We start from the raw sequence: 25,758 nt of genomic DNA, 5'->3' as shown, positions 1-25,758 counted from the left end.
TCCACCGTGACACAGGCTTTTCCCGCTTGTTGCGAAGAGGCGCTTCCACTATAAATTCCTTATTAAAAGAATTATAGCCGGAAGAGTCGCGGTCACCCGTTCTGGAGAGAGTCCATGTCCCGAGACGCCGTACAGCCCTATTATCCCGGCACCCTGCCCGCGCCGCGCAACGCCTGGTATGTCTGCGCCTTCTCGGACGAGGTCGGCGAGCGGCCGATGTCCCGCCGCATCCTCGGCGATCGCATCGTCTTCTATCGCACCGAGGCGGGCGATCCGGTCGCGCTGGCCGATTATTGCCCACACCGCGCCGTGGCGCTGTCGCACGGCAAGCGGGTCGAGGGGGACCGCATCCAGTGCATCTACCACGGCATGGAATTCGGGCCCGACGGCCATTGCCGGCGGGTCCCCTCGCAAAAGGCCGTCCCCCGGGCGATGGCGACCCGTTCCTATCCGCTGGCGGAGCGCTGGCGCTGGATATGGATATGGATGGGCGATCCCGACGCCGCCGACGAGAGCCTCATCCCCGACCATTCGACCTTCGGCCTCGGCGAGGATGACGGCTTCTACAAGATCCAGCGCTTCCGCATGGACATCGGCGGCAGTTTCCAGCTGCTCCACGAGAATCTGCTCGACGTGTCGCACATCACCTTCCTCCACGAAGGCATGTTCGACTCCGGCACCATCGCCGAGACCCCGGCGACGACCGAGATCGACGGCAACGTCATCACCATGACCCGCAGGCTGACCGAGACGGTCTCCGGCCCCTATGCGCGCCAGTTCGGCCTCGAGGAGGGGACCCGGGTCAACCGCCAGCTCATCGCCAAGACCTTCATCCCGGCGCTGAACATCAACACCAACATCTTCGAATTCCCCGACGATCCCGAACGGCCGGCCTGCACCCGCCACGCGCCGTTCGGCATCACGCCGGAGACCGAGCGGAGCTGCCATTATTTCACCGCCTCGGCGAGCGACTACGGGGTGCGGCCGGAAGGCGAAGCGCTGGAGGCGCAGAACCGGAATGTCTGGAACGTGTTCCTGACCGACAAGCTGGCGATCGAATCGATCCAGCAAAGCTATGACGAGATGGGCGCCGCGACTCCCGACGCCAGCGTCCGCGCCGACGAGGCCGCCGTCCGGTTCCGCCGCATCGTCATGCGCATGGCCGCCGACGAAGCTGCCGAGGCCTAGATGAGCAAGGACATCCGCAACCTATGGTATGTGGCCGCCCTGTCGACGGAGATCGCCGACGGCCCGGTCGGACGCCGCATCTGCTCGTTTCCCGTCGTGCTCTATCGCGAGCGGTCGGGGGCGGTGGCGGCGCTGTTCGATCGGTGCCCGCACCGGTTCGTTCCCCTGTCGCGCGGCCATTGCGAAGGCGACCGGCTCGTCTGCGGCTATCATGGCCTGGCCTATGACGGCGCCGGGAAATGCGTCGCCAACCCGCAGGGAACGGTGACGCGCAGCCTCGACGTCCGCTCCTTTCCGGTCGAGGAACGGCACGGGCTGGTCTGGATCTGGATGGGCGACCCGGCGCTGCGCGACACGGTCGCGATCCCCGACTTCTCGCTGCTCGACCGGCCGGCCATGCGTCCGCAATACGGCTATATGTGGACGGCCGCGCATTTCGAGCTGATGACCGACAACATCATGGACCTCAGCCATATCGAGTTCCTGCATGCCGACACGCTGGGCACCGAGAAGATTCGCGACGCCAAGGTCCAGGCGCGCGTCGAGGGAGAGACGGTCTATTCCGGCCGGACCGTGCACGACGAGATCCTCCCGCCGTTCCTCGAAGGCAGCTTCCAGACCGACGGCAGGCCGGTGACGCGATCGCTGTCGGTCCGGTGGAACGCGCCCGCGCTGATGCTGCTCACCGTCGGCGTCGACCCGGCGGGCCCGGAAAAGGCGCCGCGCGAAACCTTCAACATGCACTTCATCACCCCGGAGACCAGCACGACCTGCCATTATTTCTGGGCCGCGACGCGCCCCTATGGGCCGGACGATCCCGAGCGGGACAGGCGCCTGCGCGAGGGGCTGGAGCGGGCTTTCCGGACCGAGGACAAGCCGATGATCGAGGCGCAGCAGCTCGTGACCGGCGAAGCGGACCTGCTCGACCTCAAGCCCGCGCTGTTCCGCGGCGACGGCGCCGCGATCCACGCCCGCCGCATCCTCACCCAGCTCCGCCGGGCCGAAGAAGAGGCATAGCCCGTCAAGAAAATACGGGCGTGGGATCAGCCACGCCCGTCGACATTCACCGGCTGCCGATGGGGCCGGGCTCATGAAGCGCATGAGCCCGGCCCCTGTCCGTCATCCGTCGGCGCCGAACTTCACCTTGGCGGTCGCGCCGAACGTCCGGGGGTGCGGACGGAGGCGGATGCCGCCCAGGCCGAAATTGTCGGCGGTGCCGGTGTAATAGTCTTCCTTGAACAGGTTGTTGACATATCCGCCGATCTCGAACCGGCCGAAGCGGACGCCGCCGAACATGTTCACGACGGCATAGGCCTTGGGCTGATAGGGGAAGCTCGGAAGGGCCAGCGGAACCGCCGCGACGCCTTCCAGGTCTCCGGGCGCCGCCGAGCGGAAGTTGATCTCCGGATGCAGGTAGAGGCTGACGCCGTCGGCCACTTCCGCGTCATAGTCGAGCGACGTGCTGATCGTGTAGCGCGGCGTCTTCGGCAGGCGATAGCCCGTCAGGTCGACCTGGTTGCCGCCCGCCAGGACCGCGTCGGGGAAGCTCTTGAACGTGCTGTCGAGGTAGCCGAACGCGGCGTTCCAGCGCAGGGTCGACGAAAGCCGGGCGTGGACGTCGAACTCGAAACCCTTGTTGGTCGCCCGCGCCGCATTCAGCGTCAGTTCGGTCGCGGAACTGATGTCGCCCGGAATGGCGAGATAGTTCGTCTGGACCTGCAGGTCCTTCCACTTCAGGTAGAAGAAGGACAGGCCATATTGCACGCTATGATCGAGCAGGTCGCCCTTCAGGCCGACTTCGTAGTTCCAGAGGGTCTCGGGCCTGAACGGCGAAGCGAACCCCGAATTGATGTCGATGCCGCCGGCCTTGTATCCCTTGGACACCGAGGCGTAGACATTGTTGTCGCGGTTGAACTTGAAGCGCGCGAGCAGGCGCGGCGAGAAGTCCGAGAAGCTCTTGCTTCCCGCGATGTCCGGAACCGGGGATTCGAACGCCACCACGCCGAAGTTGCGGTTCGATATCTTGTCGTGCGTGTAGCGGCCGCCGGCGACGAGGTCGACCTTCGACGAGACATGCCAGGTCGCATCGGCGAAGGCCGCGATGCTTTCCGTCTTGAAGATCTTGTTGTTCTCGTTGACCCGGAACTCCGGCGGGATCGGCGGCAGCAGGCCGATCACCGTGCCATCGGGATAGGTGTAGCTGGTTTCCGTGCCGGCGCGGATGCTGTTGAACTGGCGGATGCGGTCATTGGCGTACAGGCCGCCCACCACCCATTCGATCGCCGTCGTCCCTTCCGACTGGACGCGCAGTTCCTGGCTGAAGGACCGTCCGCTGTTGCGGTTGTGGCGATAGAGGGCGTCGACCGAGATATTGTCCTGGTCGAACTGACGGCTGTTGCTGCTGTCGATATAGCCGGTGATCGAGTGGATCGAGAAATCGTCACCCTTCCAGGTCAGCCGGTTGTTGATGATCGTCGCGCTGTTGTTGTTCCATTCGCGGGTGTTGTGGCGGACGTTGCGCTGGTTGGCGGGATAGAAGCCCTCGCCTTCGTCGATCGCCTGGAAATCCGATCCGAAGATGCTCTTGGTATCGAGGTCGAGCACGCCCGACGGCACGGTCGCATCCATGCCGTTGCGGTCGCGCGCATAGTCGACCGACAGATCCCAGGTCAGATTCTCGGTCGGGACGAAGCGCACGGCGCCCCGAAGGTGGAGATTCTTGTAGCCGCTGTTCGGCGTCCCGCGCGGATCAAGGTTGCGGATGAGGCCGTCGCTCTTCTCATAGGAGGCGAGACCGCGGAAGAACAGGTTGGAGGCCAGCGGCGCGTTGAAGATGCCGTAGACCTTCTGCGTGTCGAAACGGCCATATTCGAGGCCGCCCTCGGCATAAAGCGAGTCGGTCGGCTTCTTGGTGGTGATGTTGATCGCGCCGCCCGAGGCGTTGCGGCCGAAATAGGTGCCCTGCGGACCGCGCAGCACCTCGATCCGCTCGATGTCGAGGAGCTGCGGGTTGAGCGTGCCGTTGGCGGACGAGCCGGTGCTCAGCTCGTCGATATAATAGCCGATCGACTGCTGGGTCGACTGTTCGCCGAGGTCGACGTTGCTGACGCCGCGGATCGCGATGTTGATCGAGCGGTTGCCCTTCTCTCCATCTTCGGTGAAGCTGATGTTCGGGGCCAGCGCCAGATAGTCCTTGGCCTCCGTGATGTGGGCCTTTTCGATCATCGATGCCGAGAAGGCCGACACGCTGATCGGAACGTCCAGAAGCCGCTGCTGGCGGCGTTGCGCGGTGACGACGATCTCCGCGTCGGACGTCCGCGGCGCCGCTTCGGCCGGGGCGGCTTCGACGGCAGCGGGGCCGGCCTTCTGCGCAAGCGCGCCGGCGGAGGGAAGAAGAGCCAGTGCGGTCGTGGCACTCAACATCAGCTTCGAGGAAAACATCATCGATCCTGCCCCTTTGTGTTCGGAAATTGCGGGCCTTCCGTCCCAGCCTGTCGTCCGCTGGAAGCTCTATGCTCGGTCACCGCAGTTTCGTATTTCCGTCACGAAATATCAGTGTGGGGGCCGACCGCGATCAACTGAGAGATAATGATCGCTGCGATTACCTTGCCTTATTCAAGCCGAAGCCTGCCCATCAAAGCGGCTAATCCCCGCCAGAAGTTTCATTCAATTGTACGTTTCGCTCAACTGCCGGACTGTGGGTGATCACCACAGGGCAATCCAGGTAGGATCGACGATGACGATGACGGGCGCACAGGCGCTTCTCGGCCAGATATTGGCGAATGGGACCGATACGATTTTCGGGCTGCCGGGTGGCCAGCTCGACCATTTCTTCGACGCCATGCACAAGGCGGGCGACAAGCTTCGCCTGTTCGGCACCCGGCATGAGCAAGGGGCCGCCTATATGGCGTTCGGCTATGCGCGGTCCACCGGCAAGCCCGGCGTCTATACCGTCGTCCCCGGCCCCGGCGTGCTCAACACCACGGCCGCGCTCTGCTCCGCCTATGCGACCAACGCGCCCGTGCTCTGCCTGACCGGGCAGATCCCCAGCGCCGGAATCGGCAAGGGCATCGGCTATCTGCACGAACTGCCCGATCAGCTCGCCACGATGCGCACGCTGACCAAATGGGCCGACCGGGCGATGACGCCCGATGCCGCCCCGGCCCTGGTCAACGAGGCCTATCGGCAGATGGGCAGCGGCCGGCCGCGCCCGGTGAGCCTCGAGATGCCGATGGACGTCATGGGCGCTTCGGCCGACGTCGCGCTGCTGCCCAAGGCGGAGATCGATCGCGGGCCGGCGCTCGACGACGACGCCATCCTGCGTGCGGCCAAGCTGCTCAGCACCGCGCGCAATCCGCTGATCATCGCCGGCGGCGGCGCGATCGCGGCCGGGGAAGCGCTTCAGGAACTGGCGGCGATGCTGCAGGCGCCGGTGGTCAGCTTCCGCAGCGGCCGGGGCGTCATCTCGGACCGTTCGCCGCTGTCGCAGATGTTCCCCGCGGGCTATGAGCTGTGGAAGCAGGCGGACGTCGTCATCGGCCTCGGCAGCCGCATGGAGCAGCAATATCTCTATTGGAAGGTGCCCGATCACATGAAGGTGATCCGCATCGACATCGACCAGGAGGAGATCGACCGGATCGCGGCGCCGGCCGTGGCGATCCACGCCGATGCCGCCGACGCGGTGCCGGCGCTGGTGGCGAAGCTGTCGGGCCTGCTCGATCGCCGCGCCTCGCGCGAGGACGAGCTGCGCGACCTGGCCGCCCGCGTCCGCGGCGATATCGAGGATCGGGTCCAGCCGCAGGCCTCCTATCTCGCGGCGATCCGGGCGGCGCTGCCCGAAGACGGCTATTTCGTCGATGAGATCACCCAGGTCGGCTACACCTCCTGGTACGCCTTTCCGGTCTATGAGCCGCGCCACCTGATCACCTGCGGCTATCAGGGCACGCTGGGCTATGGCTATGCCACGGCCCTGGGCGTCAAGGCCGCGCATCCGGACAAGGCGGTGGTCAACATCGCCGGCGACGGCGGCTTCCTGTTCACCGCCAACGAGATGGCGACCGCCGCGCAGCATGGCATCGCGCTGGTGACCGTGCTGTTCAACAACAACAAGTTCCAGAACGTGCAGCGCCAGCAGCGCGAATGGTTCGGCGGCCGCCTGATCGCGTCCGACCTGAAGAACCCCGACTTCGTGAAGTTCGCGGAAAGCTTCGGCATCCGCGCCGAACGGGTCTATGATCCGGAAAGCCTGCGGCGGGCGGTGTCCGCCGCGCTCGAACGCAACGAGCCGGCCCTGATCGAAGTGCCCTGCGGCGACATGGCGTCGCCGTGGCCCTTCATCATCCGGCCGCCGGCCTTCGAGACCCAGGGGGAGGAAGCGTGATCATGATCGACGATCGCACGGACACGCGCAGGCCCGTGCCGCTGGCCTCGATCCGCTCGCTCGCGCCCTATCGCCAGGGCAAGGCGAAGCTCGACGACGTGGCCCAGCCGCTGAAGCTCTCGTCGAACGAGTCGATGATCGGTCCCAGCGAGAAGGCGATCGCGGCCTATCGGGACTGCGGGGCGCGGCTGGCGCTCTATCCCGACGGCTCGCAGGCGGCGCTGCGGGCGGCGATCGGCCGCGTGCATGGGCTCGATCCCGACCTGATCCTGTGCGGCAACGGCTCCGACGAGCTGATCCAGCTCATCATCCGCGCCTATGTCGGCCAGGGCGACGACGTCGTGATCAGCCAGAACAGCTTCGCCATGGCCTTCGTCCACGCCATCGCCCAGGGCGCCAATGTCGTCACCGCGCCCGAAGCCGGGATGCGCCCGGACGCCGACGCGATCCTGGCGGCGGTGTCGCCGCGGACCAAGCTCGTCATCCTCGCCAGCCCGAACAATCCGATCGGGCAATATATCCCCCGCGAGGAGCTGCTCCGCCTGCATCGCAGCCTGCCGTCCGACGTGCTGCTGCTGATCGACGGCGCCTATGCGGACTATGTCGACGAGCCCGATTTCGAGGCCGGCGACGGGCTCGTCCAGCGCCAGGGCAACGTCGTCATGACGCGCACCTTCTCGAAGCTCTACGGGCTGGCCGGGCTCCGGATCGGCTGGATGTACGCGCCCGAGGAGGTCATCGATTCGGTGCAGCGGATCCGCACCCCGTTCAACGTCAATGCCGCGGCCCTGGCCGCGGCCGAAGCGGCGGTGTGCGACACCGACCATGCCGAGATGGTCCGCCACGAGAACAAGACCGAGCTGGCCCGGATCGCCGAACGGGTGGAGAAGGTCGGGATGCGCTTCATTCCGTCGGTCGCGAACTTCTACCTGCTCCGCTTCCCGAACGGCCTGACGCCGGATGGCGCGGCCCGCCATCTCGAGGCGCGGGGCATCATCCCCCGGCCGGTCAATGCCGGCGGACCGGCGGAGGTTCTCCGGATCACCGTGGGCCGCCCCGAGCAGAACGACCGCGTCATCGCCGCCCTGACCGAGTTCGTCGGGGCATGAGCACCGCCGCGCCATCGGCCGCGACGCTCGATTTCCTGGCCCGGCCGCGACCCTATCTGGTCGGCGGCCGGTGGGAGGAAGGGCAGACGGCCCCGGCGGACATCCTCGATCCGTCGACGGGCCGGTCCTGCGGAACGGCGCATGACGCCGATGCGGACGCGGTCGATCGCGCGGTGGCGGCGGCCCGCGCGGCCTTCGACGATCGGCGCTGGCGCGGCAGAACCCCCGCCGAGCGACAGCGCATCCTCTGGCGGATCGCCGAGCTGATCGAACGGGATGCGCAATTCCTGGCCGAGCTTGAGACGCTCAACGGCGGCAAGCCGTTCGGAGCGGCGTTGCACGGCGAGGTCGCCGCGGCCGCCGAGACGTTCCGCTATTATGCCGGCTGGGTCACCAAGATCGACGGCGGCACCTTCGATCCGTCGGTGCCGGGGCAGAGCTTCCTCGGCTATGGCCGCCACGAGCCGGTCGGGGTCGCGGGTCTCATCACGCCCTGGAACGGGCCGCTGGTGATCGCGGCCTGGAAGCTGGCGCCCGCTCTGGCGGCCGGCTGCTGCGCGATCCTGAAGCCGTCCGAGCTGACCCCCTTCACGACGCTCCATCTCGCGGCGCTGGCCCTGGAGGCCGGGGTCCCGGAAGGCGTCGTGCAGGTGCTTCCCGGCACTGGCGCGACGGTCGGCAGCGCGCTGGCGCGCCATCCCGGCATCGACAAGATATCCTTCACCGGCTCGACGGCGGTGGGGCGGCGGCTGATGGCCGACGCCAGCGGAGACCTCAAGCGGCTCTCGCTCGAACTGGGGGGCAAGTCGCCGGTGCTGATCTTCGCCGATGCCGATCTCGATCGCGCGGCGGCGGGCGCCGCCGACGCGATCTTCGGCAATGCCGGCCAGGTCTGCGTCGCGGGATCGCGCGTCTATGTCGAACGGTCGATCGAGGCCGCGCTGGTGGAGCGGCTGGCGGACATCGCCGGACGGATGCGGATCGGTCCGGGCTTCGACTCGCTGACCCAGATGGGACCGCTGATCAGCGATCGCCACCGGGCCGGCGTCGACGGCTTCGTCCGGCGCGCGCGCGAAGCCGGCGCCGCCGTCGTGACCGGCGGCGCGCCGATCGACGGCCCCGGCTTCTTCTACCCGCCGACGATCGTGACCGGCTGCCGCCAGGACAGCGAGCTGGTGCAGGGCGAAGTGTTCGGCCCCGTGCTGGCGGTCCAGCCGTTCGACGACGAGGCGGAGGCCGTGCGGCTGGCCAACGACAGCAGCTACGGGCTGGCGGCGAGCATCTGGACGCGCGACGTGGGCCGCGCCCATCGGGTCGCCGCCGACGTCCGCGCCGGCATCGTCTGGGTCAACAGCCACGGCATCCCGGAGCTGGCCATGCCGATCGGCGGGATGAAGCAGTCGGGCATCGGGCGCGAGCACGGATGGGCCGGGCTCGAAGCCTTCACCGAGTTCAAGTCGGTGATGCTCCGTGCTGACTGACGAACAGCTCGGCCTCGTCTAGCAGCCAATAGGCGAACGCCTTGATGTTCGCCTCGTCCGAAACCGCCTTGCGGCAGACGATGTAATAAGCGGAATCGAGCGCCAGCACCTCCGGGAAGGGACGCACCAGCGCGCCCGATTCCAGATCCTCGGCGACCAGCGGCCAGCGGCCCAGGGCGATCCCCTGGCCGTCGATGCACGCCTGCTTCACCAGATGCGAATGGCTGAAGCCGAAGCCGCGGTGGACGTTCGCGCCGCGCACGCCGAAATATTGCAGGAACTCGCTCCAGTCGATGCTGAACACGTCGTGGAGCAGCGGGAAGCGCGGGGCGTCCGCCAGGCTCCCGGGCGCTCCATGCCGCTCGATCAGCGCCGGGCTGCACACCGGCAGCACGCTTTCGGTCAACAGGCGTTCGACCTGGAAATTGGGCCAGCTTCCGTTGCCGAAGCGGATCTCGATGTCGGCGTCGCCGCTGGACAGCGCATCGTCCTCCTGCCGCTTGGCGATGAAGCGCACGTCGACCGCGGGAAAGCGCTCCCGGAAGCGCGCCAGCCGGGGGATGATCCAGGCCGAGGAGAAGGAATCGAACACGCCGACGGTGAGCGGCACGTTCTGGTCGCGGTCGAGCGCCCGGCCGGTCGCGTCGGCCATGATGTCGAGCGCCTGGCCGATCGGCGCGACCAGGCTCTCGCCCAGTTCGGTCAGCTTGATCGTGCGGCTCAGCCGCTGGAACAGCGGCCCCCCCATCCATTCCTCGAGCGCCTTGATCTGATGGCTCACCGCCGCCTGGGTGACGCAAAGCTCATCGGCCGCGCGGGTGAAGCTCAGATGCCGGGCGACGCATTCGAAGACGCGCAGACCCAGCAAGGGGGGAAGCTTACGGCTCACGACCGGATCTCCGCTTCGTAGGCAAGGGATGAGACGAACTCATGGCTGCGATCAGTTCCTACCATTTGTGGGCGTGTCGGCGGCGGCGGATACATTTGGGTGGAACTGCCATGAAAAGGAGGTAGCGGTGAAGATTACAGGTGCCCGCGTCATTGTCACCTGTCCCGATCGCAACTTTGTCACGCTCAAGATCGAGACCGATGAAGGATTGACCGGGATTGGTGACGCGACGCTGAACGGCCGCGAACTGGCCGTCGCGTCCTACCTGACCGACCATGTCATCCCGTGCCTGATCGGACGCGATGCGCATCGGATCGAGGACATCTGGAACTATCTGTACCGGGGCGCCTATTGGCGCCGGGGCCCGGTGACGATGAGCGCGATCGCCGCCGTCGACACCGCCTTGTGGGACATCAAGGCCAAGGCCGCCGGCCTGCCGCTCTACCAGCTGCTCGGCGGCCGCAGCCGCGACGGCGTGATGGTCTATGGCCACGCCAACGGCCGCGATATCGAGGAGACCACCGACGAGGTCGCCCGCTATATCGAGATGGGCTACCGGGCGATCCGCGCCCAGACCGGCGTTCCCGGCCTCGCCTCCACCTACGGCGTCTCGTCGGACAAGATGTATTATGAACCGGCCGACGCCGCGCTGCCGACCGAGAATATCTGGTCGACCGAGAAATATCTCGACCATGTCCCGAAGCTGTTCGATCGGCTGCGCGATCGCTTCGGCTTCGATCATCATCTGCTGCACGACGTCCACCACCGGCTGACGCCGATCGAGGCGGGACGGCTGGGCAAGTCGCTGGAGCCCTACCGGCTGTTCTGGATGGAGGACGCCACCCCGGCCGAGAACCAGGAGGCGTTCCGGCTGATCCGCCAGCACACCGTCACCCCGCTGGCGGTGGGCGAGGTGTTCAACACGATCTGGGATGCCAGGGACCTGATCCAGAACCAGCTGATCGACTATATCCGCGCCACCGTGGTCCATGCCGGGGGCATCAGCCATCTGCGCCGGATCGCCGACCTGGCGGCGCTCTATCAGGTCCGGACGGGCTGCCACGGCGCCACCGATCTCTCGCCCGTCTGCATGGGGGCGGCCCTCCATTTCGACATCTGGGTCCCCAATTTCGGCGTGCAGGAATATATGCGGCACACCGAGGCCACCGACGCCGTCTTCCCGCACGCCTACAGCTTCGCGTCGGGATACATGACGCCGGGCGACGTGCCCGGCCATGGCGTCGAGATCGACGAGAAGCTGGCCGCGAAATATCCCTACAAGCCATGTTCCCTGCCGGTGAACCGGCTCGAGGACGGCACCCTCTGGCACTGGTGAACAAAAAGGCGGCAGGGATCAGAAGATCCCTGCCGCACGATAGGCCGATCCGCCCGGGCAGTGCCCGGCCCAGGCGTTCCGGCCCTACCAGGGTTTGTTCAACCCGGTCCGCTGACGGCGTTCCTCCCAGGCGCTGCTGGCCGACGCGCCGGACGTCTTCCTTCCCGCGAACAGCATCGAGGCGAGAAAGCGCCAGGTCGCGCCGCTGAAGATCAGCAGGCCGAGGATTCGCCGCCCTTCGGCCGGATCGAGCCGCACGGTGGTGGCGATCGTGCTGGCCGCCCCGCTCTCGACGACCAGTTCGCCGGCCTCCACCCGAAGCTCGCCGACCTCGAAATCGATGTCGGCGAGCGAGCTGGTTACGCGCATCGCGGCCTCCTCAGCCCTTGCGCAGGGTGCCGCGCGCCTGGGCGGCACGGACGCGCTGCTCGTGAAGGTCCGCCATGTCGGCGACGCTCTTGCCGGCGGGCGGCGTGAACTGGCCGCGGCCGTAGAGATCGGAGAAGACCTCGCGCACCGGCCCCATCTTGTCCGCCAGCGTGCGCGGCGGCTTGCCCGACGGGAACTGGTTCGCCGGATAGATCGGCTTCTCGTAGATCTGCCGGAAACCCTCGGTGCGGACGTCGACCCAGGTATTGTGGTTGCAGCGCGACCGATGCTCGCGAAGCGACTCGATGTCGATCGTCACGCCGAGCACCTGCTCCTGCGGATAGGGCGCGTGGCGCTGCACCATGCCGGTATAGTCGATCGCGAACGAGCCGCCGGGGCAGAAGGCCTTGGGATAATAGGCATAGTCGACCGTGCCCCAGTTGGAGCCGAGCACATAGGCCATGTTGTCGTGCGCGCGGGTGCGCCGGGTGAACATCCAGAAGTCCCAGGGCTGCGACACGCCCTCGACCTCCTGGAGCGCCACCGGATGGCAGATCACCTCGACGCCGTTATAGCCCAGCGCGCGCGACACCTCGGGCGTGCAGCCGTCATGGCAGGTCATCGTGCCGAGCTTGCCGATCTCGGTGTCGATCACCGGGAAGAGCGTCGAGATGTCGCCGCCGAACACTTCCTTATATTCGTCGAAGATGTCGTGGGGCGACGTGCCGAGGCCGATCGAGGCGGGGATGTGCCACTTGTGATAGCGCAGCACCACCTCGCCCGACGGCCCGATGATGAAGGCGGTGTTGAACCAGCGGTCGGGGAACTCCTTGACCCGCTCGACCACGCCGCCGCCGGCGATGTAGAGATTATATTCCTTCGCGACCTCGCCCAGCCGCCGCATCTCCGGGCCGTCGAGCTCGATCGCCTTCTTCATGAAGCTGTCGATGCCGTGCTCGCCCTTGCCCGGCGTGGTGACGCCCTGCATGAAATATTCGGGGAACACGACCAGCCTGGCCGGAAGCTCCCAGAAATAGCCGACCCCGAAATCGATCATGTTGATCGCGCGGTCGAGGTTCTTGGCGATGCCCGCGCGATCCTCGGCGACCTCGACATGGGGCTGCATCACCAGGGCGGTGTATTTGTCGATCTTCTTCGCTGTCATATGCTGTCTCCGACGTTCGTCACCAGAAGTCGGCCGGAGCGATGCCCATGTCGTCGAGCATCACCCGGGCCGTGATCGTTCCCATCGCCGAGATGGCACCGCCGGGATGGCAGTGCGGACCGGTCATGTAGAGATCGCGGACAGGCGCGCGATAATGCGCATATCCGGGGAAGGGGCGGAAGGAGCCGAGCTGCGCGGCGATCCGCTCGCCGCCGTTGGTGGTGCCTTCCACGAAGCTGAGATTGGCGGTCTCCAGCGTGCCGCGATGCTGGAGATATTTGCCCAGGATCACGTCGCCGGCGATGTTCGGCGCATATTGCTGCAGCTTGGGCAGCAGGGTCTTCGCATAATAGTCCTCGGCGATGTCGTCCCAGGTCCGCCCGTCCGCGAGCCAGTTGGAGACATAGGTGTCGAAGATCAGCGTATGCTTGCCCTCGGGCGCGCGGCTCGGGTCGAGCTTCGTCCAGCAGGCGGACCAGAGGAACGGATCGCTCGGCGGTATGCCCATCGCGATCTCGGCATAGAAACGGGTCATCTGCTCCATCGAATCGACGATCCGGTGGAAGGGAGCGGCGCTCATCGCCTCCCCGTTCAGGAAGCGCGGTTCTTCGGCGAGCGCGAGCTGCGCGCGGCAGATCGATATCTTGCCGAAGGAATAGCCCTTCACCATCGCCGCGAAATCGGGGTTCAGCCTGTCCTCGCCCAGCAACCGCAGGAAGGTCTGCTTCGGGTCGAGCGCCGACACGGTCGCGCGCCGCCCGCGCACCGTCCGCCCGTCCTCCAGGCGGAGGCCCGCGGCGCGGCCGTTCTCGACGATGATCTCGCTGACCGATGCGTTGGTCAGCACCTTGCCGCCATGCGCCTCGACATAGCGCGCCATCGCCTTGGGCAGCTCCATGCTGCCGCCCTCGGGGATCGCCTGGCCATAATAATGGATCGCCGGGATCATGATGTAGAAGGACTGGCCGGCGCCTTCCTGGTCGGGAAGGATCTGCGGGGCCAGCGCCCAGTTCAGCATCACCGCCTTGATGAAGTCGTTCTCGAAATTGGTCTCGACCCAGGCGCGCGCCGACATCGAGAATTCGCGCAGCCGCCGCAGGCCCGGCTCGTTGGTCTCCAGCGCGCGCGGCAGCGCCGACGGCGGCGCAGGGGGCGAGAAGAACGCCTTGACGAAGCCTTCGCGGACCTGCTCGAAATCCTCATAGACCCGGCGATAGCGGGCGGCGTCCGCGCGCGAATAGGCGGCGATGGAGTCGCAGGTCCGGTCGATGTCCTTGTGGATGACGATCCCCGGCCCGCCGTTGCGGTCGGGATGGCCGGTGATGTGGTCCTTCGGCTCGATATATTTCAGGCCGTAGCGCTCGAGGTCCGGCTGGATCGCCTTGAAATCCTCGTTGCACTGGATCCAGACGTGCGAGGAACCGTAGAGGTCGTGCTTGAAGCCGGGCAGCGTCACCTCCTCGGTGATCGCGCCGCCGCCGACATTGGCGTTACGCTCGACGACGCAGACCGACAGGTTCCAGCGGGCAAGGGTGGCGGCGCAGGCCAGCGCGTTCACGCCTCCGCCGGCAATGACGACATCGAAGTCGGACATGCGATCTTCTCCGGTTCAACTTGCCGCCATCTGTAGGGACCGGGAGCGCGCGGTAGAAATTAGGCTTATTGATCGCTTGGATTAGAGCGAATGCCGTTGCCCGATCCGGACGGCCGTGCATGCTGACGGTCGAACAAGCCCGCCCAGCATGGATGGAAAATGCCGCTCATCAATCCGGACGACAGTCTGAGCCTTTGCGCCGTGATGTTCGGGCTCACCGCCATGGGCTTCTGGCTCGACGGCACCGCCTTCGGCCGCCGCACGTCGGGCGCGCTGTGGATCATCGTCGGCGGCCTGCTCCTGTCCAATCTCGGCGTGGTGCCGTTCGAGGCACCGGTCTACGACTTCACCTTCAGCCATCTCGTGCCGATGGCGATCCCGCTGCTGCTGCTGCGCGCCGACCTGCGGCGCATCATCCGCGAATCGGGCCGGGTGATGGTGGCCTTCCTGATCGCGAGCTTCGCGGTCGTGGTGGGCGCGATCGTCGGCTTCCACCTGATCCCCATGGGACCGATCGGCGCCAAGGTGGCCGGCGTCTATACCGGCGGCTGGATCGGCGGCACGGTCAGCTTCGTCGCGGTCAGCCAGGCCGTCCACATGACGCCCGCCGAGTTCACGCTGGCGATGGGCGCGAGCAGCCCGGTGAGCATCGCCGCGCTGCTGTTGCTGATCACCTTGCCGTCGCTGGCGATCCTGCGCCGCTTCATCCCGACCAAGTTCGACGTCAACGAGGTCGACAGCACCGACCTGGTCATCGAAGCCCAGCCGAAATCCTATCGCGCGGCCGAACTGGCCGGCCTGATCACGCTCGGCTTCGCCATCTCGTCGATCGGGTCGCTCTTCGCCGATGCGATGGGCTGGCACGACTACAGGATCGTCGTGATCTCCGTCCTCAGCCTGATCGTCGCCAATCTCGTGCCCGGCCGGATTCGCCGACTGACCCTCGACTTCGACGTCGGCATGTTCGTGATGTACATGTTCTTCGCCTGCGTCGGCATGATCACCAATGCGAACATCTTCAACGGGGAGGCCTTGCTGCTGGTGCTCTACGCCACGCTGATGCTCGCCATCCATTTCGTGGTGCTGCTCGGCGCCGCGAAGCTGCTGCGGATCGACCTCGCCGACGCGGTGATCGGTTCGGCCGCCGCGGTGATGGGGCCGGCGCCGACCGCCGCGATCGCTTCGGCGCGCGGCTGGAACGAGCTGGTCACGCCGGGGATCATGTGCGCGATCTTCGGCAAGGCGATCGCCACCTTCATCGGCCTCGGCGTGGCGATGCTGCTGCGATGAGGGTCGTCGTCGTCACGGGATGCTCGAGCGGCATCGGGCTCGAGACCGCGCTCGCCTTCGCGGCCGCCGGCGACACGGTCGTCGCGACGGTGCGCGATCCGCAGCGCGCCGCCACGCTGCGGGCCGAAGCCGAAGCGCGCGCGCTCGACATCCTGATCGAGCCGCTCGACGTCACCCGATCCGCCAGCTTCGCCGGTTTCGTCGACGGCGTGGTCGGTCGCCACGGCCGCATCGACGTCCTCGTCAACAATGCCGGCATGCTTCCCGCCGGGGCGTTCGAGGACATCGACGAGGCCGGGCTGAGGCTGGTGATGGAGACCAATTTCTTCGGCGCCGCGCTGCTGATGAAGGCCGTGTTGCCCGTGATGCGCCGCCAGCGCAGCGGAACGATCGTCAACATCAGCTCGCTGTCCGGGCTCGCCGCGCGGGCGGGTGATGCCGCCTACAGCGCCAGCAAATTCGCGCTCGAAGGACTGACCGAAGCGGTCAGCCAGGAAGTGGCGCGTTGGAATGTCCGCGTCGCGCTCGTCGAACCGGGCAGCTACGCGACCAACATGCTGGCGGGCCTCGCGGCGGCCCAGCCCGCCGCCGGGGACTCGCCTTATCGGCCCCTGATCGATGCGCAGCGGGAAGCGGCGCTGAGCGGAGCGGACCGGCAGGATTCTCCACGGACGGTGGCCGATCTCATCGTGCGCATCGCGGCCTCGCGGACCGACCAGCTGCGCTGGCCCGCCGACCCGCTGGCCAGCGGCGTGCTCGCCACGCTGTGGCGCGGCGACGACGGCGACCGGCTGCGCTTCCTGCGCGAGGCCGCGGACGTCGACTGGTGGATTTCCGGCGAAGAGCATCCGCCGAGGACGGGCAGCGAACCAGATGCCGAGGAACGACGATAGCGGCCCCGAGGAGGCGGCGGGACGGTGCGTGGTCTTTGGAGAGCTGCTGCTGCGGCTCTCCGCCCCGGACCGGGGGCTCCTTCTCCAGCGGCCTGGCCTCGACAGCTGTTTCGGCGGAGCGGAGGCGAACGTCGCCGCGGGCCTGGCGTCGCTGGGGCGGCCGGCGGCGATCGTCACCGCGCTGCCCCGGAACAGGCTCGGCGACGCCGCGCTCGCCGCGGTGCGGGGCATGGGGATCGACTGTTCGGGCGTGCTCCGGACCGCGGGCAGAATGGGTCTCTATTTCCTGGATTCCGGCGCGGGCTTCCGGCCGGGACAGGTGATCTACGACAGGAACGACAGCAGCTTCGCCCGGGCGGATGCGGATCGGTTCGACTGGCCGACGCTGTTGCGGGGCGCCGGGCGCCTGCATCTCTCCGGCATCACCCCGGCTTTGGGAGCCGGCCCGGCCGCCGCGGCACGGCGCGCTGCGGCGACCGCGGAGAATTGGGTATTCCGGTCTCGTTCGACGTCAATTTCCGGCCGAGCCTGTGGCGCTCGCCCGAGGCGGCCCCGCCCCTGCTGCGCGCCCTGGCAAGCGAAGCCGACGTCCTGTTCGCCAATGCCCATGACATCGCACTGCTGACCGATGAGGCTTTTGCCGGCCACCCGGAGGACGAGCGACGGCTGGTGGCCCGCGCTTTCGCCCTGTTCCCGAAGCTGAAGGTGATTGCGTCGAGCCGGCGCGCCATGTCCGCCGCAGACCGCTTGTCGGTCTCCGTGAAGGTCGATGGCCGCGATGCGGCGGCGACCAGTCCGGAAAAGACGCTGTCGAACGTCGTCGACCGGATCGGCACGGGCGACGCGCTGGCGGCGGGGGTCCTCGCGGGCCTGGGCCCGTCCCATGACATCGCCCGCGCGGCCGAATGGGGGCTCGCCCTGTTCTGCCTCAAGCACAGCATCCCGGGCGACGCCAGCCTCGCCGACATGTCGGACCTCGAAGCCTTTCTCGACGCGAGGCTCGACGTTCGGCGTTGAACGGTCATGGCACCGGTTCGCCTGATCGGCCCGTCAATCCCTAAAGATCGAACTTCCCGTCCTTCATGGCCGCCACCGTTTCCCCGAGCGCGAGGGTGCAAGCCTCGTACAGCGCCTTCGCGGTGAAGGGCTTGGGGAGGAAGGCGACGAAGCTGGCGGCGAGATCGGGGTCGATCGGCGGCATCTGGCCGCTGGTCAGGATGAACGGCAGGTCCGGGCAGGCGAAGCGGACGCCCGCGACCAGGTCGGCGCCGGTCATGCCCGGCATGTGATAGTCGGTGATGACGAGGTCGAAGCGGCCGGGCAGCATGGCGATCCGGTCGCGGGCGGCGAACGGGTCGTCGATCGCCTCGGCCATATGGCCGGCCGCCTCGAGCAGCTCGACGAGCGTCCTGGCGATCTCGGGCCGGTCGTCGACCACCAGGATGTTCCTGGCCGCGCCGGTCCGCGGCAGCGGCACGGCGGGTTCGGCGGCGATCGATGGCGGCGCCTTCGGCAGCCATATGCGGAAGGTGGTGCCGGCCCCCGGCGCGCTGTCGACGGTGACGGCACCGTCATGCTGCGCCGCGATGCTCTGGACCAGCGCGAGGCCGAGGCCGGTCCCCTTCGCCCCCTTGGTCGAGAAGAAGGGTTCGAAGATCCGCTCCAGCGTGGCGGCGTCCATGCCGGGTCCATCGTCCTCGACGCCGAGGATCATGGCGGGGCCGGCCGGCAGCGGCGGATGCGCGTGCGCGAAGGCGGCGTCGACTTGGCCCTCCTCGACGCGGATGATCAGCCGCGCGGGCCGGTTCGACGGAGCCTCCGCCATGGCCTGGACGGCATTCCTGCACAGGTTGAGCGTCAGCCGCAGCATCTGCGTGGCGTCGCCGGAAATCATCGCCGGCCGGGCCGGGAACCTCCGCTCGACCACGATGCCCTCGGGCATGGTCGAGGCCAGCAGTTCGATCGCGCGCGATACCGGCGCGCACAGGTCGATCGGCTCCCGCACCATGCGCCGCTGGCCGGTGAAGTCCAGGATCTGCTCGACCAGCGTCTTGGCCTGGTCGGCCGCGCTCAGGATGATCCGGGCCTTGCCTTCCGGGTCGGCGACCCCGCCGGCGATCCGCTCGGCCGTGACGATGATCGGGACGAGCATGTTGCCGAGGTCATGCGCGATGCCCGCGGCAAAGGTGCCGACCGCCTCGACGCGCTCGGCCTGGCGCAGCCGATGCGCGTCGCGGCGGCGCTCGGTGATGTCCTCGAAGATCCAGGCCCGTCCGTAGCGACGCCCCTCCTTGTCGTGCACGGGGGCGGTGTAGCTGTCCAATATCCGCCCATCGACCAGCTCGATCTCGAAGCGCTCGATCGCTTCGGGGCGCGCGGCAAGCGACGCCGCCCTGCCGATCCAGGCGGCCGGATCCTTCGCCTGGGTGGTCGCGAATTCGAACTGGGGCGCGACGCGCGGATCATTGGCGATCTCCGGCGGAATCCTGAACAGCTCGTACAGCCGCTGGTTGTGGATCAGCTTCTCGCCGTTGGGATTGACCACGAGAATGCCGGTGACCGCGCTTTCGACCACCGCCTCGAGCAGCGCCGATTTCTCCCGCAGGGCATCTTCCGTCTGCTTGCGCCGGGTGATGTCCTGCATCGTGCCGACCATGCGCGCGCCGCGTCCCGACGGATCGCGCAGCACCTGGCCCCGATCGAATATCTCGGCATAGCTGCCGTCCTTGCGCCGGAAGCGATATTCGTCGCTCCACGTCTTCCCGCTGCCGTCGATCGCCGCATGGATATTCGCGATCACGCGGTCATGATCGTCGGGATGAATCCGGCTGGTCCAGGAAATGATGGTCGGCTCGATCTCCCTGGCGCCATATCCGAACAGGAACTGGAAATTGTCGTTCCACCAGAGGTTGTCCGTCGCGAGGTCCCAGTCCCACACCACGTCGCCGGTGGCGCGGGCTATCGCATGGAAGCGCGCCAGGCTGTCGCGCAATTCGATGTCGGCACCAGAGATATCGCGGCAGGAGGCCTGCACGACCAGCCTGCCTTCGTCGAGATAGGACAGGGCGCGCACCTCGACCGGCACGCCGCCGCCGTCGAGCGTGCACAGAACCGCCTCACCCGATGCCGATCCCGCTTCCCGCAACAGCCCCGCGAGCCATGTCGGCTGGCCATCTCCAGCCCCGGCCCGGAAAAGCGCCTCGATCGGGCGGCCCGCGACATCCTCGATGCAAGATGCCTGCAGCAGCGCGAGCCCGGCCGGGTTGGCCAGGCACATCGTCCCATCCTCGACGAGGAAGATCGCGTCGGGCGACATGTCGACGAGTTGGCGGTATCGCGCGGCGATCCCATCATCCCGCATATCCCGATGTCCCCGATTATCGTCTCGCCCGATCTGCGTCATACCCGCCAATCGCCGTAAACCAAGGCCATTTGTTCAATATGGTTGCAGATCATGCCGGCGCGCTCCGGGCATAAGCGGGCTTCTCCAGCAAGAGCAGAAGCAGCACCGACAGCACGCACAGGGCGATGAGCGCGAGCACCGGGACGGTCGGATCGGAAAATCGCGCGAGCAGCAGCGCGAACAGCGGAGGTCCGCTGGCGGCGCCGATCAGGAAGCTGACATTCTGCCAGCTATAGATGCGCGAAATCGCGAGCTGGCCGAAATAGCGGCTGACGAGCAGCGAGAGGAGATCGGTTTCGGCCCCCATCGCGACGCCCATCAGCACGCTCATCGCGAAGGCCGCCGGGCCGATCGCGGCGATGCCGAGCAGCAGGGCGAGCGCGGCGACGGCGCACAGGACGCCGACCGCGCCGACCAGCGGCAGCGGAAAATGATCGAACAGCCAGCCGAACAGCAGGCGCCCGCCGATCATGGAGGCTCCCGCGATCGACAGCAGCATCGCGATCTGCGGCAAGGTGCCGACGCCGCGCTGGAGCATCAGATAGACGAAATGGCCGCTCAGCGCATAGTTGACGAGGCCGAACAGCGCGAAGACGATCAGGATGATCCAGAAGGCGCTGGTCCGTCGTGCCTCCGCCAGGGTCAGCCCCGCCGCGTCGCCCTCCGCCGGACCCGGCCGACCGCCGCCGTCGGGAGACACGCCCAGCTCGCCGGGATCGTCGCGCACGAACAGCAGGACCAGCGGCAGGACCAGCAGGATCAGGCCGGCGGACAGCAGGTGGAAGGCGCCGCGCCACCCCGCCGCCTCGCTCACATATTGCACGACGGGCGGAAGCACGGCGGCGCCGAGCCCCTGGCCCGCCACGGCGATGCCGAGCGCCAGGCCGCGCCGGCGATCGAACCAGACCGAGAGCGCCTTGATATAGACGATCGGATTGGTGAAGGCGCCGACCAGCCCGAGCAGCGCGTAAAAGAGGAACAGCAGCGGCAGCGAGCGGACCAGCGGCGCGGCTGCGGACAGCAGGGCCGCGAAGGCGATCACGCCGCAGATCGCGGTGCGGCGCGATCCGAAGCGGTCGACGGCCACGCCGACCACCGGAACCGCGAGCGTGGTCGACAGCAGGAAGGTCGACAGGCTGCCCGCCATGGCGCCCTGGCTCCAGCCGAACGACCGCGTCCAATGGGCGGTGAAGATACCGAATGTGCTGACGACGATCGTGATCCCGCACAGCATCAGCGCGATCATCACGGCCCCGACCAGCAGCCAGCCGGGGAAGATGCGGCGCTTGCCCGTCGTCATGTCAGAAAGTGGCGCTGAGCGTCACGCCATAGCTTCGCGGCTCCCCATAGAGAATGGCGGGCGCGCGGAGCAGCACGGTTCGGGTGGCGAAACGGACATAGCGCTTGTCGAACAGATTCCGGCTCCAGAGAGAGGCTCGCCAGCGCCCGCCGGCGAAACCGATGCCCAGCCGCGCGTCGGCCAGTCCGTAGCCCTTGATGAAATAGGCGCTGCCGACGGTGGGATTCACCACCTTCGGATCGAAATTCTCGGAGGATTGAACGCTGTAGCCGACATGCGCGAAGAGCAGCGGGCCGCCCTTCGCGAGCGGCGTCTCATAGTCCGCGGCGAGATAGGCCTTGTGGGTGGGCGCATAGGGGGTCTGGACGCCGTCGGCGTCGAGGATCGTCGTGCCGACCATGCCTCCGCCGCCGGGATAATGGTCGTAGGCGCTCTTGTTGTAGGTGTAGTTGGCGGACAGGGTGAGCCCTTCGACCGGGATCAGCGCGAGATCGATCTCTACGCCCTTCGACGTGACCTTGCCGACGTTCGACAGGCTGGTGGCCTGGACGGTGCGGCCGGCCACCACCGTGTTGACGAAGGTGAAGACCTGGAAGTCCTCGAACCTCTGGTAGAAGCCGGTGATGTTGAGGCGCGCCCGGCGATCGAGGAACTCGCTCTTCAACCCGGCTTCATAGCTGGTCACGGTCTCGGGCCGGAACCGGATGCCGGCGGCGAAGGTCGACGCGGTCGTCCCCTCGACGTTCCAGCCGCCGCTCTTGACCCCGCGCCCGATCGTGCCGAACAGGACGAGATCGGGTCCGAGGTGCAGGTTGATGCCCCCCTTCGGCGTCAGGAAACTGTCGGAGAAACGGTCGCGATAGCCGGTGATCGGGATGGCGATGAAACCCGTGGGGTCGTTCGTCGTGATGTCGTTGAGCTTCTTCCTCTCATAGGTCAGGCGCGCGCCGACGAAGAGCTCGATCATCGGGACCGGGCGGAAGCTCGCCTGGAAGAAGCCGGCCACCGAGCCGGTGCTGACCGAGGTGCGGGTCAGGGAGGCCTTGCCGATCAGGCCGCCGAGGCCGAGCGCGCCCAGCCCCGATCCGGCGGCCAGCGACTGCCGATCCTTGTTGTTCCCCCAGAAATAATAGAGGCCCGCGACGAAATCATGGTTTTCGGTGCGCGGCGAGGCGATCCGCACCTCCTGCGAAAACTGGTCGGCATATTGGATCAGGCCGGTCGTCAGATAGGGGACCGGCCCGGTCTCGTTGTTGAAGTACAGGAACTGGTGGCCCGATCGGTAGGCCGTGATCGAGGTGATCTGGAAGCCGCCGGCGACGTCCTTGCGCACGGTCAGCGAAGCGCCCCCCGTCCGCCGCGTCGCGCGGTCGTCCCAATAGGAGGCGAAGGCGAACGGATCGGTCCCGGCAGGCGGGACATAGGTGTAGTGGAGGGTGGAATTGTCGTCGGCGGCATAGTCGGCGGCCAGCGTCACGTCGAGGTCGTCGCTCGGCTGGAAGCGGAGCTGCGCGCGGATCATGTCGGCATTCACGCCGCTATTGTGCTTGCCCAGCAGGACATTGCGGTAATAGCCGGTGCTCTCCGCATGGCTGCCGGCCAGTTGCAGGCTGACCTTCGGGCCCAAAGGCGCATTGCCCCGCCCGGCGACGCGCCAATAGCCGAAATTGCCGACCTCCGCCTTGATCTCGCCGTTCGGCTGCGCGGAGGGCTGGATCGTGGTGATCGAGAGCACGCCGGCATCGGTGTTCTTGCCGAACAGCGTGCCCTGCGGCCCCCGCAGCACGTCGACCTGGCGGATGCCCAGCAGGGTGAGCGGCGTCATCCAGGAACGGCTGTAATAGACCCCGTCGACATAGAGGCCCACGCGCGAATCATAGCCCGCGTTGCGCGAATAATCGATGATGCCGCGGATGCCGGTCCGGCCCTGCTCGTTGCCGTCGCCGAAGGAGAGCGAGGGCGCCATCGCGTCGAGGTCGGTCAACTGCCCGGCGCCCAGCCTGTCGAGCGCCTGGCTGTCGAAGCTCTGGATCGAGATCGGCACCCGCTGGACGTTTTCGCTGCGCTTCTGGGCCGAGACGACGATATCGGGCAGGCCGTTCCCGGCCCCTTCGCCCACGGCTTCGGCGGCGGCGGCGGCCGGCAGCAGCGCCATCGCCAGGGTGGCCAGGCGGGCCGTCCTGGGCTGGCGCTGCGTGGCCGGCCGTGATCCGTAGCGCTTGCCTTGAAATCCCATCGCCCCGCATTTCCGGTCCGCCCGGACCAATCCCCCTGCTGGCGAATACCCATGCAAGGTGCGCGATGTCACGCCCTGTCTCGCTCGTCCGATCGCATGTTCGTTCCTTTGCGCGAAAAGGATGGATCGCATCGGCGTAGCAGGGCATCACATGGTTGCACTGCAACATGGGATGGCGCAGCGGCGATTCGGAGTGGGGGCGTTTTGCGGATCGTGATCGTCGACGACAGCGGATTGCGCGCGACCGTCCTCGAGGACGGGCTGCGCGAGGCCGGCTATGACGATATCCACCTCGTCCCCCCGCTCGGCGCCTGGGTCGCCAAGCTGGAACGGATGGCGCCCGACGTCGTCCTGATGGACCTGGGCAGCCCCAGCCGCGACAGTCTGGAGGAGATGCTGGCGGTGAGCCGCGCCCTCGCCCGCCCGATCGCGATGTTCGTCGACCAGTCGGACGACCAGATGATCGGCGCGGCGATCGATGCCGGGGTGTCCGCCTATGTCGTCGACGGGCTGCGCAAGGAGCGGGTGAAGCCGATCCTCGACCTCGCCATTCGCCGCTTCAATGCCTTCGCCAAAATGCAGGCCGATCTGGACGAGGCCCGCTCGGCGCTGGCCGACCGCAAGACGATCGACCGCGCCAAGGCGCTGCTGATGAAGAGCCGCGACCTGCCGGAGCCCGAGGCCTATGCGCTGCTCCGCTCGACCGCGATGAACCAGGGAAGGAAGATCGTCGAGGTGGCCGAAGCCCTGATCACCGCCCACAGCCTGCTGGGAGGCACGGAATGAGCGCCCCGCCGATGTCCGCCCCGACGCCGATCTCGATCGCCTTCCTGCCGCTGACCGACAGCGCCCCGCTCGTCGCCGCGCGGGAGAAGGGGTTCGCCGCGGAGGCGGGCTTCGACCTCTCGCTGCACCGCGCGACGAGCTGGGCGACGGTGCGCGACATGCTGGTCTATGGCCAGGTGCAGGGCGCGCATATGCTGGCCCCGCTCGCCATCGCCGTGACGCTGGGGCTCAGCCAGCATCCGGCGGCGCTGTCGGCGCCGTTCAAGCTCAACCTCAACGGCAATGCGCTGGCGATGTCGACCGAGTTCGTCGCCGCGCTCGATCCCGATCCCGTCAAGCGCATCGCCGACCCGGAGGGCGCGGCGCATGATTTCGCCGCCGCGATCGGCCTCCATCGCCGCAAGCCGGTGGTCGGCATCGTCCACCGCTATTCGAGCCATGCGCTGATGCTGCGCTACTGGCTCGGCTATGCCGGGATCGATCCCGACCGCGATCTGGCGCTGCGCGTGCTGCCGCCGTCGCTGATGGTCGAGGCGCTGCGGTCGGGCGAGATCGACGGCTTCATCGCGGGCGAGCCGTGGAGCAGCGTCGCGGTCACGGCGGGGCTGGCGGAGATCGTCGCGGTGGGATCGCGCATCTGGCGGCGCGGCGTGGAGAAGGTGCTGGCCTTCCGCACCGACTGGATGGACGACCATGCCGACATGGTCGACCGCTTCCTGGGCGCGATGGCGCGGGCGGCGGCCTGGTGCGACGACCCCGCCCATCATGGCGAGCTGGCGGCGATGCTCGAACGGGCCGGCTATGTCGGCCAGCCGGCCGCGACGATCCTGCCCGCCCTGGAGGGGCGCATCCTGCTGCGGCCAGGGACCGCGCCGGTGGCGATCGACGATTTCATGATCTTCGACCGCGAGGCGGCGAACTTCCCGTGGCGCAGCCAGGCTTTGTGGATCTATTCGCAGCTCGTCCGCTGGAGGATGGTGGAGAAGGACGAGGCTACCGAGCGCCGCGCCGCCGACGTCTTCCGGTCGGACGTCTATCGCCGCGCGCTGGCCGGCAGCGACGTGCCGATGCCGGGCGCGAGCATGAAGGTGGAAGGCGCGATCGCGACCCCGACCGGCGTCGGATCGCACAGCGGGGCGCTGACCCTGGGCCCCGATCGCTTCTTCGATGGGCGGGTGTTCGATCCGCACAATATCGAGGCCTATCTGGCCGGCCTGTCGCCCAGGTGATTTTTTTGCACTTGCGAACAAGGCGTCGATAGCGGATCAAGGGTCCGTCGCGCGACGAAGCGCGCCCAGAGGAACCCGCCCCCAACGCCGGGGGCGTTTCCAGCGAATAG

The 25,758-nt window shown here is 67.4% G+C and carries 19 protein-coding genes and 1 pseudogene; 12 read left to right on the top strand and 8 right to left on the bottom strand.

Going from position 1 to position 25,758, the window contains the following annotated elements:
- Positions 1–114 precede the first annotated feature (114 nt).
- On the top strand, positions 115–1,188 hold the full coding sequence (locus tag HRJ34_RS24910; RefSeq protein WP_011952527.1) for an aromatic ring-hydroxylating dioxygenase subunit alpha: 1,074 nt from the start codon (positions 115–117) through the stop codon (positions 1,186–1,188).
- Positions 1,189–2,205, top strand: a complete 1,017-nt coding sequence (locus tag HRJ34_RS24905) for an aromatic ring-hydroxylating dioxygenase subunit alpha (RefSeq protein WP_208632751.1) — start codon at positions 1,189–1,191, stop codon at positions 2,203–2,205.
- Positions 2,206–2,307: 102 nt separating this feature from the next.
- On the opposite strand, the gene HRJ34_RS24900 is transcribed toward HRJ34_RS24905, so the two are convergent.
- Positions 2,308–4,611, bottom strand: coding sequence for a TonB-dependent receptor (locus HRJ34_RS24900; protein ID WP_226948939.1), 2,304 nt, complete (start codon positions 4,609–4,611; stop codon positions 2,308–2,310).
- A gap of 319 nt (positions 4,612–4,930) precedes the next feature.
- On the opposite strand from HRJ34_RS24900, the gene HRJ34_RS24895 reads away from it, so the two are divergent.
- Genes HRJ34_RS24895 through HRJ34_RS24885 form a run of 3 tightly spaced genes read left to right on the top strand, consistent with a single transcriptional unit; the run spans position 4,931 to position 9,158 of the window.
- Positions 4,931–6,568, top strand: a complete 1,638-nt coding sequence (locus HRJ34_RS24895; RefSeq protein WP_226948736.1) for a thiamine pyrophosphate-dependent enzyme — start codon at positions 4,931–4,933, stop codon at positions 6,566–6,568.
- Positions 6,569–6,570: 2 nt separating this feature from the next.
- Positions 6,571–7,677: a histidinol-phosphate transaminase gene (gene hisC / locus HRJ34_RS24890; protein ID WP_208632750.1), complete on the top strand. Its 1,107-nt coding sequence runs from the start codon at positions 6,571–6,573 to the stop codon at positions 7,675–7,677.
- Positions 7,674–9,158, top strand: coding sequence for an aldehyde dehydrogenase family protein (locus HRJ34_RS24885; RefSeq protein WP_011952532.1), 1,485 nt, complete (start codon positions 7,674–7,676; stop codon positions 9,156–9,158). The genes hisC and HRJ34_RS24885 overlap by 4 nt, the downstream gene beginning before the upstream one ends.
- Here HRJ34_RS24885 and gcvA read toward each other — a convergent pair.
- Entirely contained in the window at positions 9,130–10,047 is a 918-nt protein-coding gene (gene gcvA, locus HRJ34_RS24880) for a transcriptional regulator GcvA (RefSeq protein WP_011952533.1), read from the bottom strand. The genes HRJ34_RS24885 and gcvA overlap by 29 nt on opposite strands.
- Positions 10,048–10,174: 127 nt before the next feature.
- Between gcvA and manD the strand changes: the two genes are divergently transcribed.
- Positions 10,175–11,383 (top strand): D-mannonate dehydratase ManD, encoded by a 1,209-nt coding sequence (gene manD / locus HRJ34_RS24875; protein ID WP_208632749.1) that lies wholly within the window; start codon positions 10,175–10,177, stop codon positions 11,381–11,383.
- Positions 11,384–11,467: 84 nt separating this feature from the next.
- On the opposite strand, the gene HRJ34_RS24870 is transcribed toward manD, so the two are convergent.
- From HRJ34_RS24870 to HRJ34_RS24860, 3 genes are read right to left on the bottom strand one after another with little or no spacing between them, the layout of a single operon-like run.
- On the bottom strand, positions 11,468–11,752 hold the full coding sequence (locus HRJ34_RS24870; protein ID WP_208632748.1) for a hypothetical protein: 285 nt from the start codon (positions 11,750–11,752) through the stop codon (positions 11,468–11,470).
- 10 nt (positions 11,753–11,762) lie between these two features.
- Entirely contained in the window at positions 11,763–12,917 is a 1,155-nt protein-coding gene (locus tag HRJ34_RS24865) for a nitrilase-related carbon-nitrogen hydrolase (RefSeq protein WP_011952536.1), read from the bottom strand.
- Between the two features lie 19 nt (positions 12,918–12,936).
- The gene (locus HRJ34_RS24860; protein ID WP_029993311.1) at positions 12,937–14,511 is read right to left on the bottom strand and encodes a phytoene desaturase family protein; all 1,575 of its coding nucleotides are present in this window, start codon (positions 14,509–14,511) and stop codon (positions 12,937–12,939) included.
- Positions 14,512–14,715: 204 nt separating this feature from the next.
- On the opposite strand from HRJ34_RS24860, the gene HRJ34_RS24855 reads away from it, so the two are divergent.
- From HRJ34_RS24855 to HRJ34_RS29580, 4 genes and pseudogenes are all read left to right on the top strand, one after another.
- Positions 14,716–15,801 carry a DUF819 family protein gene (locus HRJ34_RS24855; RefSeq protein WP_264319407.1) on the top strand — a complete coding sequence of 362 codons (1,086 nt, stop codon included), beginning with the start codon at positions 14,716–14,718 and terminating at the stop codon, positions 15,799–15,801.
- Positions 15,798–16,694, top strand: a complete 897-nt coding sequence (locus tag HRJ34_RS24850) for an SDR family oxidoreductase (RefSeq protein ID WP_208632747.1) — start codon at positions 15,798–15,800, stop codon at positions 16,692–16,694. The genes HRJ34_RS24855 and HRJ34_RS24850 overlap by 4 nt, the downstream gene beginning before the upstream one ends.
- Positions 16,675–17,076, top strand: a pseudogene (locus tag HRJ34_RS29585) (PfkB family carbohydrate kinase); the annotation flags it as partial. The gene HRJ34_RS24850 and the pseudogene HRJ34_RS29585, both read left to right, overlap by 20 nt.
- Before the next feature lie 104 nt (positions 17,077–17,180).
- Positions 17,181–17,711 (top strand): PfkB family carbohydrate kinase, encoded by a 531-nt coding sequence (locus HRJ34_RS29580; protein WP_319025632.1) that lies wholly within the window; start codon positions 17,181–17,183, stop codon positions 17,709–17,711.
- A 40-nt stretch (positions 17,712–17,751) separates the two neighbouring features.
- Here the strand turns inward: HRJ34_RS29580 and HRJ34_RS24840 are convergent, their stop codons facing one another.
- The 3 genes from HRJ34_RS24840 to HRJ34_RS24830 all read right to left on the bottom strand — a co-directional run bounded on the left by HRJ34_RS24840 (position 17,752) and on the right by HRJ34_RS24830 (position 23,633).
- Positions 17,752–20,055: a PAS domain S-box protein gene (locus HRJ34_RS24840; protein ID WP_208632746.1), complete on the bottom strand. Its 2,304-nt coding sequence runs from the start codon at positions 20,053–20,055 to the stop codon at positions 17,752–17,754.
- A gap of 91 nt (positions 20,056–20,146) precedes the next feature.
- A complete protein-coding gene (locus HRJ34_RS24835) occupies positions 20,147–21,397 on the bottom strand; it encodes an MFS transporter (protein WP_208632745.1) in 1,251 nt (416 codons plus the stop codon).
- A 1-nt stretch (position 21,398) separates the two neighbouring features.
- Positions 21,399–23,633: a TonB-dependent receptor gene (locus HRJ34_RS24830; protein WP_226948938.1), complete on the bottom strand. Its 2,235-nt coding sequence runs from the start codon at positions 23,631–23,633 to the stop codon at positions 21,399–21,401.
- A gap of 204 nt (positions 23,634–23,837) precedes the next feature.
- On the opposite strand from HRJ34_RS24830, the gene HRJ34_RS24825 reads away from it, so the two are divergent.
- Positions 23,838–24,419 carry an ANTAR domain-containing response regulator gene (locus HRJ34_RS24825; RefSeq protein ID WP_011952544.1) on the top strand — a complete coding sequence of 194 codons (582 nt, stop codon included), beginning with the start codon at positions 23,838–23,840 and terminating at the stop codon, positions 24,417–24,419.
- Complete coding sequence (locus HRJ34_RS24820; RefSeq protein ID WP_208632743.1) at positions 24,416–25,648, top strand: CmpA/NrtA family ABC transporter substrate-binding protein; 1,233 nt, start codon at positions 24,416–24,418, stop codon at positions 25,646–25,648. The genes HRJ34_RS24825 and HRJ34_RS24820 overlap by 4 nt, the downstream gene beginning before the upstream one ends.
- The last annotated feature ends 110 nt before the right edge of the window (positions 25,649–25,758 follow it).

The organism is Rhizorhabdus wittichii, from assembly GCF_017607425.1.
Lineage (GTDB): Bacteria > Pseudomonadota > Alphaproteobacteria > Sphingomonadales > Sphingomonadaceae > Rhizorhabdus > Rhizorhabdus wittichii.
This window is presented reverse-complemented; position numbering and strand designations above follow the sequence as displayed.